12 protein-coding genes and 1 pseudogene are annotated in these 14,464 nt (G+C 62.4%); 5 read left to right on the top strand and 8 right to left on the bottom strand.

Annotation, left to right across the window (positions count from 1 at the left end; all coding sequences use genetic code 11):
• Window positions 1-60: 60 nt before the first annotated feature.
• A pseudogene (locus tag HF916_RS18835) lies at window positions 61-240 on the top strand (CidA/LrgA family protein); the annotation flags it as partial.
• A 62-nt stretch (window positions 241-302) separates the two neighbouring features.
• On the opposite strand, the gene HF916_RS18830 reads toward HF916_RS18835, so the two are convergent.
• Window positions 303-1,448, bottom strand: a complete 1,146-nt coding sequence (locus HF916_RS18830; RefSeq protein WP_168790369.1) for a porin — start codon at window positions 1,446-1,448, stop codon at window positions 303-305.
• A 540-nt stretch (window positions 1,449-1,988) separates the two neighbouring features.
• Between HF916_RS18830 and surE the strand changes: the two genes are divergently transcribed.
• A complete protein-coding gene (gene surE / locus HF916_RS18825) occupies window positions 1,989-2,768 on the top strand; it encodes a 5'/3'-nucleotidase SurE (protein ID WP_168790368.1) in 780 nt (259 codons plus the stop codon).
• Window positions 2,769-2,809: 41 nt separating this feature from the next.
• Here the strand turns inward: surE and HF916_RS18820 are convergent, their stop codons facing one another.
• Window positions 2,810-3,793 (bottom strand): DUF4148 domain-containing protein, encoded by a 984-nt coding sequence (locus HF916_RS18820; protein ID WP_168790367.1) that lies wholly within the window; start codon window positions 3,791-3,793, stop codon window positions 2,810-2,812.
• A gap of 348 nt (window positions 3,794-4,141) precedes the next feature.
• A complete protein-coding gene (locus HF916_RS18815; RefSeq protein ID WP_168790366.1) occupies window positions 4,142-5,041 on the bottom strand; it encodes a DMT family transporter in 900 nt (299 codons plus the stop codon).
• A 344-nt stretch (window positions 5,042-5,385) separates the two neighbouring features.
• Between HF916_RS18815 and HF916_RS18810 the strand changes: the two genes are divergently transcribed.
• From HF916_RS18810 to HF916_RS18800, 3 genes are all read left to right on the top strand, one after another.
• Window positions 5,386-7,692: a PA14 domain-containing protein gene (locus tag HF916_RS18810; RefSeq protein ID WP_240975585.1), complete on the top strand. Its 2,307-nt coding sequence runs from the start codon at window positions 5,386-5,388 to the stop codon at window positions 7,690-7,692.
• A 208-nt stretch (window positions 7,693-7,900) separates the two neighbouring features.
• Complete coding sequence (treA, locus tag HF916_RS18805; RefSeq protein ID WP_168790365.1) at window positions 7,901-9,574, top strand: alpha,alpha-trehalase TreA; 1,674 nt, start codon at window positions 7,901-7,903, stop codon at window positions 9,572-9,574.
• A 125-nt stretch (window positions 9,575-9,699) separates the two neighbouring features.
• Complete coding sequence (locus HF916_RS18800; RefSeq protein WP_168790364.1) at window positions 9,700-10,287, top strand: alpha-ketoglutarate-dependent dioxygenase AlkB; 588 nt, start codon at window positions 9,700-9,702, stop codon at window positions 10,285-10,287.
• A gap of 95 nt (window positions 10,288-10,382) precedes the next feature.
• Here HF916_RS18800 and HF916_RS18795 read toward each other — a convergent pair whose 3' ends face one another.
• The 5 genes from HF916_RS18795 to HF916_RS18775 form a co-directional block, all read right to left on the bottom strand.
• Entirely contained in the window at window positions 10,383-11,111 is a 729-nt protein-coding gene (locus tag HF916_RS18795) for a carbonic anhydrase (protein ID WP_168790363.1), read from the bottom strand.
• 119 nt (window positions 11,112-11,230) lie between these two features.
• Window positions 11,231-11,866: a carbonic anhydrase gene (locus tag HF916_RS18790; RefSeq protein ID WP_168790362.1), complete on the bottom strand. Its 636-nt coding sequence runs from the start codon at window positions 11,864-11,866 to the stop codon at window positions 11,231-11,233.
• A 347-nt stretch (window positions 11,867-12,213) separates the two neighbouring features.
• Window positions 12,214-12,522, bottom strand: a complete 309-nt coding sequence (locus HF916_RS18785) for a DUF4148 domain-containing protein (protein ID WP_168790361.1) — start codon at window positions 12,520-12,522, stop codon at window positions 12,214-12,216.
• Between the two features lie 144 nt (window positions 12,523-12,666).
• Entirely contained in the window at window positions 12,667-13,818 is a 1,152-nt protein-coding gene (locus HF916_RS18780) for a porin (protein ID WP_168790360.1), read from the bottom strand.
• A gap of 295 nt (window positions 13,819-14,113) precedes the next feature.
• On the bottom strand, window positions 14,114-14,380 hold the full coding sequence (locus tag HF916_RS18775; protein WP_168790359.1) for a DUF1488 domain-containing protein: 267 nt from the start codon (window positions 14,378-14,380) through the stop codon (window positions 14,114-14,116).
• Window positions 14,381-14,464 lie beyond the last annotated feature (84 nt).

Below are 14,464 nucleotides of genomic sequence, written 5' to 3'. Positions count from 1 at the left end.
ACGAGGCAATCTGCATGGTACACAATGGCGCATTTTCTGTTTCGCGTTCTGGAGACTGCCATGCTTCAAGCGCTCACCGCCCTGCTCACTTTTCAGTGCCTCGGCGAAGGTGTGTCGTACGTGTTCCATTTGCCGGTGCCCGGGCCGGTGATCGGCATGCTGCTGTTGGTCGGCTTCATCATGCTGCGCCCACAGACCGCCGATGCAATCGAGCCGACCGCGCTCGAATTGCTGCGCCATCAGCAAACAGAAAAGCCCGCAAATTGCGGGCCTTTCTACTGCGTTCTGCTCAAACCGTCCGCTTAGAAGCGGTGACGGATACCCACCGTGCCGACCACCTGCGAGTCGGTCGACGAAGCGCTCACGCCGACGATATCAGCCGTGATACCCGAATTGCCCGTGCTGCCGACATGCTGATAAGCCGCTTCAGCATAGACGTCGGTGCGTTTGGACAACGCATAGTCCGTCTGCAACGTGATCTGGTGATACTTCGGGCTGGCACCGTCGAGACGCGCGTCCGTGAATGTATAAGCGCCCGACACCGTCCATGCCGGCGTGAACGCGTAACGGCCGTTCACTTCATAGTTTGTGAAACGTGCGCTGCCGCTATTCAGCGTCAGGCCGCTCGTCGTGCCCGATGCGTTGGAGCCGATCGCCGTCGCGCCGTTCAACTGCGTTTGCGTGAACACGAGCCCGACATTGGCCGCGCCGAACGCGTAGTTGACGCCCGCGCCATAGGTGCGTTGACGCGCCGCGTTGAAGGTGGAGTCGCCGCTTGCTACCGCGCCGCTCGTGTTGGTGCTCGAACCGCCGCCGTTCAGTTGCAGGTAGCCTGCCGCGACCTTCAGGCCGCCGAACACATACGATGCGCCGACGCTATACGCGCGGCTGTCCGCGAAGCTGCCCGCCGCGTTCGAGAAGCCATACAGTGCGCCGACCTTGAAGCCACCGTAATTGACGCTCTGAAACTTCACGGCATTGTTGATACGCACCGAGTTGTTCAGGTTGTCGTTGTCGTACGGATGCGAGGCGAGCGTGCCGCCGTATTGCGTACCGTTCAGCGCGAGCGGGCCGAGATAGTCGACCACGCTGTCGTACTGGCGGCCGAGCGTGACCGCGCCGTACTGGTCGCTCGACAGGCCGACGAATGCCTGGCGGCCGAACTCGCGGCTGTTCTGACCCAGCTTGCCGGTCGAGAGGTTGAAGCCGTTTTCGAGGACGAAGATCGCCTTCAGGCCGCCACCCAGATCTTCCGAACCGCGCAGGCCCCAACGGTTGCCGTTCAGCATGCCGCTGGCTTGCTGGAAGTTGCTGCTGCCACCCGCGTTGCTGGTGTAGGTCAGCCCGGTGTCGATCAGGCCGTACAGCGTGACCGAGCTTTGTGCGTGAGCGGCACTCGCGGTGCCGATAAGAGCGAGCGAGAGGCTCGACAGGACGAATTTGTTCATTGATTTCTCTCCTAACTCGAATAGCGAATGCTATCGAGCGGCGGAGAATAGCCCACAAAGCGAAAGACTGTTTTTCAGTTAATTACAGCGTTGCGCCTATACGACGTCGACGAGTTTTAACTTTCCGATCATTTCACTTTATATGGAATTGCGCGTTGTAGAAGTCGTGGAAATGAAATGGGGCGTACTCCTCTCGCGAGTACACCCCAAGTGCCTGATTTGACAACGCTCCCGGAGAGCCAGGCGAACGAAGAATAGCACACCGCTTTCACCCGTACAGATCGTAAATCTCAATTTACCATTGCATATAGTTTCCGCTCGATAGAATAAGTAATCACGCGTCAGCAATATAAATTAATTCAGCAATTATTGCTCGAATCGCAATTATTCTTTTCTTATTTTAAAAGTTGCCAAAAAACCGCGTAAAGCAAATTGTCTCCGGTGGGAAAAGGCGCTGCGCGGATTGCATCGAGGCACGAACTGGCCGATGGCTGGATAATGAGGCATCCCTTCCCCACCCATCAAGAGGAGTTTGCCGCGATGTCTGCCTATGAACCCAAAGTGCCGCGGGTACTGTTGACGAACGACGACGGTATCGACGCGCCCGGCCTCGCCGTACTCGAAGCCGTGGCCGCCGAGATCGCGCACGAAGTCTGGGTGGTCGCGCCCGAGCACGATCAGAGTGGCACGTCGCATTCGATCAGCCTGCATTCGCCGTTGCGCGTGAGCCGCCAGGGCGAGCGGCGTTTCGGCGTGGCCGGCACACCCGGCGATTGCGTCGTGATGGGCGTGCGCCACCTGATGCGCGACACGCCGCCCACGCTGATTCTTTCCGGCATCAATCGCGGCGGCAATCTCGGTGTTGAAACGATGTTTTCAGGCACCGTCGGCGCCGCCATGACGGGCCTGTTGCTCGGCTTGCCGTCGTTCGCGCTGAGCCAGACTTTCAGCAATCGCGACAACGTGCGCTGGGACACCGCGCGTGCGCTCGCGCCCGGCGTGATCCGCCAGTTGCTCGCAATCGAGCAGGCAGCGCCCACCTGCCTGAACATCAACTTTCCCGATGTCGACGCGGCGCTTGCCGGTCCGCTTACGCCGACTCGCCAGGGCGTTGGACTCGTCGAAGATATCGACGTGTTGCCGCAAGTCGATCCGCGCGGCATGGCGTATCACTGGTTGCGCTTTCAACGTGGCGCGCGCGCGAACGATCCCGATAGCGAAACGGCCGTGGTGGCGTCGGGGCGCGTGTCCGTCACGCCGCTCGCTTTCGACCGCACCGACGAGCCCACCTTCGCGCGGCTCGCGGCTTCGCTGGGTTAAACCTCTGGCTGGCTTTCTGCCAATCGCCCGTTTGCGCAGCGTTACGGACGCGGCGCGCCGGTGAGGCTCGGCGCCCCGCCTGGCCCCGCGGGGTCGGGATTGCCGAACGCGGGAAGTCCGCCGTTCTGCCGGGCGCGGACGATTTCCGCGCGCACCTGCGAGCGTGTTTTCGGGCCGTCTTCCGTTCTCACCACCGCGCCGCCGGACGGCGTGGACTGGACCAACGGCGCCGACGGCAACGTGGCTTGCGTGGTCAGGTCGGCTTGCGGCTCCGTCGGCATGGTTGAGACCACGGGCGGTTTCTGCGGCACTTGCTGGACCAGCGGCGGCGTCACGACGACCGGCGCGCTGCTCGCGCTCTGCATCGTTTTCATCCCGGCCTGAATAGGCGAAGCTTGCCTCGCCATAACTGGTCCGCCACTCACTGGCGTTCTCACGTTCGGCGCGCTATTGCTGTCGACGCGGGCTACCAGGTTGTCCAACGCCGCCTGACTCTCCGCATAACTCGACGCGCGGTTCGTCTCGCGGTTCGTCTGTTCGCGGGCCGCAGCGCGGCTTTCACGCGACCGGCCATGTTGCGTCGACGAAGACATCCGCGCCGGCTTCGCAGCAGGTTGCGGCGTCTTCTCGGCTCGCGCCGTGTTCACTGCACGCTGCTCGTTATCCGCGCGCGCCTGCACTTCCTTTTGCAACGCGCGCACCTGATCGTCGTCCTGATAAGCGGAACTGACCGCATCCAGTTGCGCCTGCGCGGCGGCAAGATCGTTGCGTTGCAGACTACTGCGCGCCGCCTGCAGGCTGCCGGCCATCGCACTGCTCGAATCACTGCGAGCGGTGACCGGACCGGATATGACCGCGCCGCTGATGGTGTCGCCGCGCGTGCGGTAAGCCGGCGCATCACCACGCGCCGAACCGAATTCGTCCGTCGCCTGCCAGGGTTTGCCGGCCTGCGACACGTAGGCAGCAATTGCAACCGCGCTGACGACAAGACTTGCGAGAACGATCTTCCTGGGTTCGCTATACATGACGTCTCCCCCTTCCAGTCGTGTTACGTGCGCGTCCGCGGCTTCACAAGCGTGCCCGGATTCATCAGAAGGTTAGCGGCGAATGGGTGTATTCGACGCCGCTGCGATGACCTCGAATGCGGGCCGCGGCTTCGGCCGCGGGTTCGACCGATCAAGTCTCGTACGAAGGCGCACGCGAACTGGATGCGCCCATTTTCTATTTATATTCTTCAGGCGTCGAATCGTCCGATTGTGCATGCCCCGTTGGCCGAAAAAGCCAGCTTCGATGCGTATTTTTTCCCGACGATGGTTGGAACTGCGAAGCAATCCGGCAACGCCGAAACGTGTTCGCCGACCTATCACGCGTATCTATACGAGCGGCCCTTCTTCCTGCTTCCCACGCATCGCAACGGCAATCGAACTGCCGACAATCAATGCAATGCCGAGCAACGACATGGCGCCGATCGTCTCGCCCCACGCCACATAGCCGAACAGGGCCGCCCACACGATGCTCGTGTAGTTGTACGGCGCGAGCGCGCCGGCCTCGGCCTGGCGAAACGCCATGGTCATCAGCAATTGCCCGGCCGTGGCGAAGCCGCCGAGCAAGGCCATCACCGCGAGCGCCTGGAGCGTGGGCGTGCGCCACGCGAAAAACAGTGAAGCGCCGGTGACGAGCGTGCCGATCACCGTGAAATACAGCACCGTCGTGCCCGAATCGTCGGAGGCGCGAATGCGCTTGATCTGAATGATCGATAGCGCGCCGAAGAACGCGCTAGACATCAGCAGGACAGGACCGAGCCAAGTCGAATGCGAGCCGTCCGGACGCACCACGAACAGCACGCCGACAAAGCCGACCGCGGCGGCCAGCGCATCGCGCGGCTTCAAGGCCTCCTTCAGCAACAGCGGCGCGAGCACGATCACCAGCAAGGTCTCTGAGTAGACGATCGCCACCGCTTCACTAAGCGGCATGTATGGCAAACCGGCGAAGAAGAGACCCGAGGCGCCGAGCAGCGTCAGCGCACGAAGGGTCTGCCCGCGCACGTCCATGTGCCTGATCCGCTCGGTGATTGGCTTGCCGCGCAGGCACACCGCCACGGCAGGTACCAGGCCGAACAGCATGCGAAAGAACGTCACTTCGTTGGCCGGATAAGCGAGCGCCACGGATTTGGCGAGCGCATCGACCAGCGCGAAACAGAACATCGACACGAGGATCAGCGCAACGCTGCGTAGTGGCACGGCGCTCGTGCGGACGGCGGTGATCGGCGGCATGGACTTTCCTCAGAGCGCGCGAAACAGCGCGTCGCCCCGGTTTCGCGTGCCGGCTGCGCGGCTCGCATCGGTGGAAAACGGATTATGCCTGCGGCGCCGTGAAGGATCGACGCGGCGCATGACATTGACTCGACCCGCATCGTCCTCGCGACCGGTTGCCACTTCGCCTAGCGCGATCTTCGCCGTCCAACAATCCGGGGTAGTACCGATACAGACCGGCGAAACTAATAATATTATTCATATCAATTTCCGAATTCATAAGGCTACAACGCACTATATCTAGCCCTATGCAGAATTAATAATAATTATGACCGTCAATTAAGCGGGGACTTCAGGAGATACAGGTGCGCAATTACCTTGTACTTGCGGCGCTCGCCATGCTGGGCGCTTGCGGTGGCAATGACAGTTCGCCGGGCGCCACGGCGTCGGCGGACAAGCAGGTGGCCGCGGTCGATTCCGCAGCGGCTTCGGCCGCTTCGGCGGCGGCGCTGGCCGACACGGCCAACGTCGAAAGCGAATTCAGAGCCGCGAGGGCCATTCCCGTAGGGATGAAGACGACGACCCCGCCGCTCGTGATCGCCGACCCCACCCTCGACCTTCCGCCCTACACGCCGCCGGCGCCGCCCGCTCCGGTGTCCACCACCACCCTTTCTTTCGGCGACTTCACGAACTACCTCGCGCCGGGATCGACCCAAGGCTGGGGCCCCGGCGCCAACAACTCGACCATCACCATTCCCGCGCCGGCCACCAACGGCACCGGCGCAGGCGACAAAGCGGTGGCGCTCGCCAGCACCTACGCCACGGCGTCGTATGAAGCGGACGTGACGGTCAGCGCACCGGTCGGCAACGGCGCGGCCAACGCGGGCTTTATCGTGCGCGTGACGAACCCGACGGCCGGCGGCCCTGACAGCCTGACCGGCTACTTCATCGGCCTCGATACGGGTACGCATTCGTTGGTGGTCGGCCGCCAGAACAACAACTGGACCAACTTCATCGCGTATCCGGTCAGCACGATCGTCGGCGGCAGCACGCATCACCTGAAGGTCACGACGAGCGGCACGGCCATCACCGTCGATCTCGACCAGCAGCGCGTGATCAGCGTGAACGATGCCACCAACGCCCTGCCCGCCGTGTTCCAGGCGGGCAGCTTCGGGCTGCGGCGCTTCGGCGTCGGCGCGACCTTCAGCAACATCACGATCCGCACGTACCCGGCCGTGACGTCGCCGAGCTATGATTTTTCTAAGGTGGTCGGCGCGGTCTACACGCCTTCCAACGCGGTGAACGCGATCGACTTCTGGCAGAACTACGATCCGGAGATCGTCAATCGCGAACTGACGTACGCGCAGACCTACGGCATGAACACGATCGCGGTCTACCTGCATTACCTGGTGTGGGCGAACGATCGTGTGGCATTCCTGAGCAAGTTCGAGAACCTGCTGAAAATCGCCACGCGCCATGGCATCAAGGTCTCGCCGATCTTCTACGACGACTGCTGGAACCCGACGCCGCAATACGGCCCGCAAGCGGCGCCGGTTTGGGGCGTGCACAACAGCCAGTGGGTGCAGTCGCCGGGCACGCCGGTGGAACAGGCGTATTTCCAGCCGACGGCGTCCAATTCCGCCGTCACGTATAAGGCGAGTCTCGCGAGCTACATCACCGACTTCGTCGCCCCGCACCGCAAGGATCCGCGCATCATCTTCTGGGAGACGATGAACGAACCCGGTTGCAGCGGCAATGGCGCCTTGCAGGAAACCCGCGCGGTGCTGATGAACGACGCGCGCATCGCCATCCTGAACGCGGGCGCAGCGCAGCCGATCAACGCGCCGCAAGTGCAGGAAGACGAAGGCACGTACTTCTCCGACTTCTACGCGTTCCATCCCTACGGCAACCCGTACACGGGTCCGGTAAATGGCAGCAATGTCAGCGCGCTGAATTCCGAAACGCTGCAACGCGGCTTCCCAGGCACGACGGGTCAAACCATGCCGGGCATTGTGTCGAACTACGGCGGGTCGACGGGGTTCATCGTGTGGGAGTTGATGATCGGCCGCACCAATACGCGCTTCCACTGGGGCCAGGTGCCGGGCGCACCCGCCACGGTCGAACCGGCGACGCCCTTCCAGGGGACGATCTATCCGGACGGCCATCCGTGGCAGACCTCGGAGACACAGGCGTTGACAGGTGGCTTCAATGTGAAGCTGCCGGTGCTGCAGGTCGGTTACTACAACGATCCGACGTTCGCGAGCGCGCCGGTCAAGACGTCGGTTACGCCGTTGATCGATTTCGATCTGAACACCGAGCGCGGCACCGATTCGCCTGACGCCTCCGCGGGCATCAACGCGACTCACTACGGCGTGCGCTGGAGCGGCGCGATCCAGGCGGCGCAGGACGGGCTCTATACGTTCTCGATCGACAGCGATAATGTTGCGCGCCTGTGGATCAACGGCGTGAAGATCATCGACAAGAAGACCTCGGCGCAAGCCACCGTCAGCGGCAAGACCTGGCTCGCCGCGAAGCAGCGCGCGTCGATCAAGGTCGAGTATGTGCACGGCACGGGTCCGGCGAGCATGCATCTGCTGTGGTCGAACCCGGCGGCGAGCAATCCGAACGCTCTGCGGATCGTGCCGTCCGATTCGCTCGTGACGTCGAACTGAAGGTAGTCAGACTCAGCGGGCCGGCAGCAAGAGCACACCACCGGCCCGACTTGTGCAGCGCAGCGGCATGCGCATCCCGCGCATGCCGTTCGCATAGCCGTTTGTAACGCCCTGTGATTTGTGCGATGCTAGCCACGCCCTGTCATCCCAAGAAGAAACAGTGGGCGCGAGGCAGACCAATCCTGTTGTCCATTCCTCTGGAGGAGACATGATTGAGTCATCGCAATTGCGCAACTTCGGGCGCGCCAATATCGCATCTCGCACCGCTTTCCGTAGCGTTGAATCCACCAGGCTGCACCGCATAGCAGCCGCTTCGAGCTTCGTTTTCCTGATCAATCTCGCCGGCGTCTGCCACGCCGACACCCAGGTCGGCGGCCCGCTTCCGCCCGCTCCCGATATACTCTACGGCGATCTCTTCGTTGCCGTGCAAACCGCGCAGATCTATCCGGACCAGAAGACCTTCGTCGACGCAACGCCGAATGCCGATCCCGCCGCGATCGTGCAACTGTACGAGCAGCAGAAGAACAACGCGGGTTTTTCGCTGGCGAACTTCGTCAACCAATATTTCACGCCGCCGAGCGAGCCGGTCATCACGCCGCCCGCCAACCAGACGCTGCGTGAACACATCAACTGGCTGTGGCCCGCGCTGACCCGCACCACCACGAGCGCGCCGCCGAACAGCTCGCTGATTCCGTTGCCGAAACCGTACGTGGTGCCGGGCGGCCGTTTTCGCGAAGGCTACTACTGGGACACGTATTTCACGATGCTTGGGCTGCAGGAATCGGGCAACGAAAATCTCGTCGACGACATGCTCGACAACTTCGCCTACGAGATCAATACCTTCGGCCATATTCCGAACGGCAATCGCACCTACTATCTCGACCGTTCGCAGCCGCCGTTTTTCTCGTACATGGTGGAGCTCGCCGCGAAGGTGGAAGGCCACGGCGTCTACCAGAAGTACCTGCCGGCGCTGCGCAAGGAATACGCGTACTGGATGCAGGGCGAGACCACCACGCAACCCGGCTCGGCCACGCGCAATGTCGTCGTGATGCCGGATCGCACGGTGCTCAACCGCTACTGGGATGAACTCGACACGCCGCGCGACGAATCGTATCTGGAGGACATCCAGACCGCGCAACAGGCGAGCGGCCGCAATCCGAACGACGTCTACCGCGAGTTGCGGGCGACCGCCGAAAGCGGCTGGGATTTCAGCTCGCGCTGGTTCGGCGACAACATGACGCTCGCGACGGTGCGCACCACGTCGATCATTCCGGTCGATCTGAACAGCCTGATGTTCCACCTCGAGATCACCATCGCCAAGGGTTGCGGCGAGACGCGCGATTTCCGCTGCGTCGGCGAATTCGCGCAACGCGCCGCGAAGCGCGCGCTCGGCATCAACCGCTATCTGTGGAATCCCAACGGCTATTACGGCGACTATGACTGGCAGCTCGCCAAACCGCGCGACAACAAGACCGCGGCGATGGTGTTTCCGCTATTCGTCGGCGCGGCGTGGCCGGATCGCGCGCTCAAGACAGCAAAACAGGTGCAGTCGACCTTGTTGCAACCGGGCGGCCTCGTCACGACGACCTACAACACGACGCAGCAGTGGGACGCGCCGAACGGCTGGGCGCCGCTGCACTGGGCGGCGCTTCAGGGCCTGAAGCGTTATGGCCAGGACGCGCTCGCGCAACAGATCGGCACGCGTTTTCTTACCGACGTCAAAGGCGTCTATGCGTCCGATCAGAAACTGGTCGAGAAATACGTGGTGGAAGGCGCGGGAACGGGCGGCGGCGGCGGTGGCGAATATCCGCTGCAGGACGGCTTCGGCTGGACCAATGGCGTGACGCTCAAGCTGCTCGATCTGTACAGCCCGGGCGAGTGAGTTGGCGCGGAGGGCGGTCTGGCGGTCGCGGCAGGTCATGAACACTGTATAAAAACACAGTATAATGATTTGCCCGAGCCGCCCTTCGTTTCCTGACCGCGCGGCGCCCAGCCCACGTCGGAATCATGGTGTCCCAGCAAGCCCTATTCGCGCTCGAGCCCGTAGCCCTTCTCCATGACGAGGAAGGCGGAATCCGCTATCTGCCCGAGTCGATCCCGGCTGCCACGGCGCAGGCGTGGTTCGAGACAGCGCTGCGCAATGTCGGCTGGCTCAGTCAGCAGCGCATGATGTACGACCGCGAAGTCGCCGTGCCGCGTCTGCTCGCCACCTTCGCGCGTGATGCCGGCGACCTGCCCGCGCCCTTGGGCGAAGCATTCGAAGCCGTGCGCGCGCTCGTGGGCGCGCCGTTCAATCGCGTCGGCCTCAATCTCTATCGCGACGGCAGCGACAGCGTCGCGCTGCACAGCGACAAGACAGAGAAGCTGGTGCCCGCACAGCCGATTGCCATCGTCTCGCTCGGCGCGAGCCGCCGTATGTCGATCCGGCCGAAAGTTGGCGCCGGCGCCGCACGGATCGTGCATGTCGAACTGGAGGCCGGCAGTTGTCTTGTCATGAGCTATGCGTCGCAATTCACGCATGAGCACGGCATTCCCAAGCTTGCGGGCGTGACGGAGCCGCGCATCAGCCTCGCGTTTCGCTGCTTCAGCGGTTGACCAGCGCGAGCAGCGGTTCTGGCTTCACTGCTTCGAACCGCCCATGCCCGACATGCACGGAATCAGTCGGCGTGACATTCCGGGAGCGCGGCGCGTCAGAGCAGCGTGACCTTGCCGGTCGCCAGATCGTAGATGCCGCCGACAATCTTGACCTTGCCGCTCTTCACATACGGCCCGATGAGCGGTCTGGATACGATCAGCCGGTTGGTATTCAACCTGACGTTTTCGATCGTGGTTCGCGCAACGAGATCCTCGCCTTGATCTCCTTTCGCCACTTGCGCCATCTGCACGGCGGGCTTGATCGCGCGGACCAGTTCCGGCAGATGGCCGGGCAAATGAACTCCGTCCTTGAGCGCCTTGACCGTGGCGGTCACCGCGCCACACTGCGTATGCCCGAGCACCATGATGAGCGGCACGCCGAGGAACTCGACGCCATATTCGAGGCTGGCGAGAATATCGTCGTTGACGAAATTGCCGGCCACGCGCACTACGAACAGATCGCCCGGTCCCTGATCGAAGGCGAGCTCCGGCGCGACCCGCGAATCCGCGCAGCCCACGATGGCGGCAATCGGATACTGCGCTGCGACACGCGCCACGCGGCCAGCGGAATAGTCCCTGTTTGAAGGGGTATTCGCGGCGTAGCGGGCGTTACCCTGCATCAAGCGGTCGAGCGCTTCAGCAGGTGGAATCGAATTCGGTGCAGTGCCGGACACCGGCTCCGCCGCCACGGCAACGTGCCGCGACAAGCCCGCCAACGTGATCGACGACGCACCGGCCAGCAGCAGATTGCGCCGCATGGGGGAAGACAGATGACGGCCGCACATGGCTCGCCTCCTATGTCATGAGCAACGCCCCAGCGGGTGCCGTTCGAACCGGCATGAGCCGTGAAAGTTGGTCGCGCACGCGACGTCTCATCGTGCGCCTCTCACGTTCAAACATCAAGTTAGACGGCGTAGATGTCGAGGTTGTCCGCCAGCGGCAAAAACTTGCCCGTGCGCCCGTCGAGCGCGAGCATCGTGCCGGTTTCAATGTCGAAGATCCAGCCGTGCAGCCGCAGCGTCTGGTTCGCGAGTCCGACCGCGACGCACGGATGCGTGCGAATGTTCGCAAGTTGCGCAATCACGTTGTCTTTGACCAGCGCTTCGAGACACTCGGCGTCCGAATGGTAAGTGCGTGATGCGTTGATGGCCTTGGCCGCATCCGCGTGACGCAGCCAGCCCGCCACCGCCGGCAGATGGTCGAGGTTTTTGCAGGTCGAGATCGCGGTCATCGCGCCGCAATTCGAGTGGCCGCAAATCACGATATCGCGCACGCCCAACACGGCCACCGCGTACTCGACGGTTGCCGACACGCCGCCCGGCTCCGGACCATAAGACGGCACGATGTTGCCCGCATTGCGGATCACGAACAGCGATCCGGGCTCGGTCTGCGTGAGCAGCTCCGGTACGACACGGCTATCCGAGCACGTCACGAAAAGCGTACTGGGACTTTGCGCCATCGACAGACGCTTAAACAATGCACTCTGCTGCGGAAAGACTTCGCGTTGAAAGCGAATGAGACCCTCGATGATTTCCTGCACGGTTGTTCTCCAGATAAATCGAAGATTGAGCCTGCAATGCTCGCGACAATATGAAAGCCGGGAGCATACATGCGATCTATTCGCGCGACTATACCGCAGCCGTGAACTCGATGAACCGGCAGGCGCGAGCGGCAACGAGGCGCCATCATCAGAACATCTTGATGCCTCACCGCAGCGCACTAAAAAAAAGCCCCGGCTGTTACCAGCCGGGGCCAACTCTCTCGCTCGCACACCGGAAACCGTGCGTGCCTGACTACTTTACCGATACCGACGAAGCGAATATATACGCCATGCTGGAAGAGTCCCTTCCAACGCGGCCCGACCCACACTGCATCGGACGCGTCGAATCAACGGCTATACATCGCATTCCAGTCCGCTGCGGACACAGCCGGGCGGCCGCTTTCCGACGAACCCGCCACGCTGCCGCCATAACCGCTGGTCTCGCCGTTGCGCGCGGCGACGCGGGCTTCCGCGGCCTGAATCGCTTCCGGGTAACGCGCCTGATCGCCGTCGCCGACGTGATAGCCGGCCTGCTGCAGTTGAACCAGCTCCGCGCGCACCTGCTCGCGCGTGATGCGGGAATTCGATTGGGCGAATACGGTGGCCGAAGCCGCCAACGAAGCGACGATAACGACAGCCTTGATCAGGGACTTCATGATGGAAACACCTCCGATAATTGATGGTCAGCAGCGCTTCGAATCACTCTCCGCGCAACCGCTGAAGTCAATATAGGCGTCGAATCCTCATAGAATAACGACCCGGCGTCGAAGGGATTGTTCCTGAATCTGGAGAAATCACGCTCAGAAGCGCGTGCGGATCCCCACCGTGCCGACCACCTGATTACCCGTCGACGACGCGCCGCCCGCCGTGTTGATAAACGCCGTGTAGCCCTTGCCGCTCACGTGCTGGTACATCGCTTCGGCATACACGTCGGTGCGCAACGACAGCGCATAGACGGCCTGCAGGTTCGCCTGATTCCATTTCGGATCCGAGCCGAAGCTCGACGTGCCGCCCACATGCGCGTTCGTATAGGTGTAGGCCGCGCCGAGACTCAGCGCCGGCGTCACAGCGTACTTGCCATTCACTTCGTAGTTATCGAAGCGCATCGAGCCATGCGTGGCGCCGAACGATGCGGTGTTCTGGAACTGGCTGTGCGTATAGACGAAGCCGGCCGTCACGGGACCAAAGCCATAGCTCAACGCGGCGCCGGCCGTGCGCTGCACATCGGCGCCGAGCTGGAAGCCGCCCGTGCCGTTGGCCGCGGATTCGCCGAGGTCGACCGCGCCGGCCGTGTTGGCGGTCGAGTTCGAACCGTTGATCTGCAAATAGGCCGCCGCCGCCTTGAACGGACCGTTGACATAGCTCACGCCCGCGCTATAGGCGCGATTGACCGCAAAATCCGTGTTGTTCGAAAACGCGTACATCCCGCCGAACTTCAGACCGGCATAGTTCGCGCTCGTGTACTTCACGGCGTTGCTCATGCGTACCGAGTGATTGAGATTGTCGTTGTCGAACGGATGCGCGAAGCCGGTATCGCCGAAGGTGCCCGCCGTGCCCGAGAGCGGCGCGACGAAGTCGACCAGCGAATCGTACTGGCGGCCGAGCGTGAACGTGCCGTACTGCTTGCTGCTCAAGCCGACAAACGCCTGGCGGCCAAACAGCCGGTTGTTCTGGCCGAGCTTGCCGTTCTGCACGTTGTAGCCGTTCTCCAGCACGAAGATCGCCTGCAAGCCGCCGCCGAGGTCCTCGCCGCCGCGCAAACCGAAGCGGCTGCCGTTGATGTTGCCGCTCGTCGCCTGAACCAGCGCGCCCTGCGAGCCGCCCTTCTTCACGTTGTTGGTGTACATCACGCCGGCGTCGATGAGGCCGTACAGCGTGACCGAACTTTGCGCATGCGCCGTGGCGGCGGCGAGTGTTGCGAACGCCGCGACCGCGGCGGAAATCTTTTTCACGTCAATGCTCCTGCGTAGCTGAAATGTCAGGTTGAACAGCGACGCGAGTATAGAAACGCGGGCATCGAAAACGAATGCCCGCACCCTGGAGCAGTCCTTTATGGAATCTGGAAGAATCCGTCATCTACACGCAACAATCGTGAAGCGCTGCGCTTTGACGAGGTGTTTTGAAAGCTAAAGGCGCGCGACCGTGGGTCTGCGCGGAATGAACGGGTTGCGTGTGAACAACAGCCGTTGAGTCGCTTGCGAGCCCGGCGCGCACGCCGGACTCATCGTCAATCAGAAACCGGGCCGCTCAGGACTTGTTGAAATCGCCAGTCTCGAGTTCCACGGACTGTCCCCCGTTTTTTTCGAGGACCCGGCGTGTAGCGTTTTCAATCCGCGCGCGATTCGCCTCGAACGTGTTGACAAGGTTATGGGCCGAAGGGCCGTCGTTGCCGAAATGGTCGTTCAACGCATCCAGCGACACGCTACACCAGACGTCGGCCCCGTCGACATTGGCTTCGAAGGCGACGCGTGCCGCTGCAACCACTTCACGGCGTCCGGTGAATTCGATCCTCATGATGACCCTCCATTTGTCGAAAGAAAGCTTCGAACGCGCAAACGCTGTGCCAAGGCGACGTGGTCCGCAAGGCCGCCCGGGGTT

The sequence above is a fragment of the Paraburkholderia aromaticivorans genome (genome assembly GCF_012689525.1).
GTDB lineage: Bacteria > Pseudomonadota > Gammaproteobacteria > Burkholderiales > Burkholderiaceae > Paraburkholderia > Paraburkholderia aromaticivorans_A.
Note: the sequence above shows the minus strand (reverse complement) of the source record. Positions and strands in the feature narration are given on the sequence as shown.

Excerpts from the sequence above, each read along its gene's own strand:
- HF916_RS18830 (WP_168790369.1), bottom strand. The coding sequence starts at position 1,448 with ATGAACAAATTCGTCCTGTCGAGCCTCTCGCTCGCTCTTATCGGCACC.
- surE (WP_168790368.1), top strand. The coding sequence starts at position 1,989 with ATGTCTGCCTATGAACCCAAAGTGCCGCGGGTACTGTTGACGAACGAC.
- HF916_RS18820 (WP_168790367.1), bottom strand. The coding sequence starts at position 3,793 with ATGTATAGCGAACCCAGGAAGATCGTTCTCGCAAGTCTTGTCGTCAGC.
- HF916_RS18815 (WP_168790366.1), bottom strand. The coding sequence starts at position 5,041 with ATGCCGCCGATCACCGCCGTCCGCACGAGCGCCGTGCCACTACGCAGC.
- treA (WP_168790365.1), top strand. The coding sequence starts at position 7,901 with ATGATTGAGTCATCGCAATTGCGCAACTTCGGGCGCGCCAATATCGCA.
- HF916_RS18800 (WP_168790364.1), top strand. The coding sequence starts at position 9,700 with ATGGTGTCCCAGCAAGCCCTATTCGCGCTCGAGCCCGTAGCCCTTCTC.
- HF916_RS18795 (WP_168790363.1), bottom strand. The coding sequence starts at position 11,111 with ATGTGCGGCCGTCATCTGTCTTCCCCCATGCGGCGCAATCTGCTGCTG.
- HF916_RS18785 (WP_168790361.1), bottom strand. The coding sequence starts at position 12,522 with ATGAAGTCCCTGATCAAGGCTGTCGTTATCGTCGCTTCGTTGGCGGCT.
- HF916_RS18775 (WP_168790359.1), bottom strand. The coding sequence starts at position 14,380 with ATGAGGATCGAATTCACCGGACGCCGTGAAGTGGTTGCAGCGGCACGC.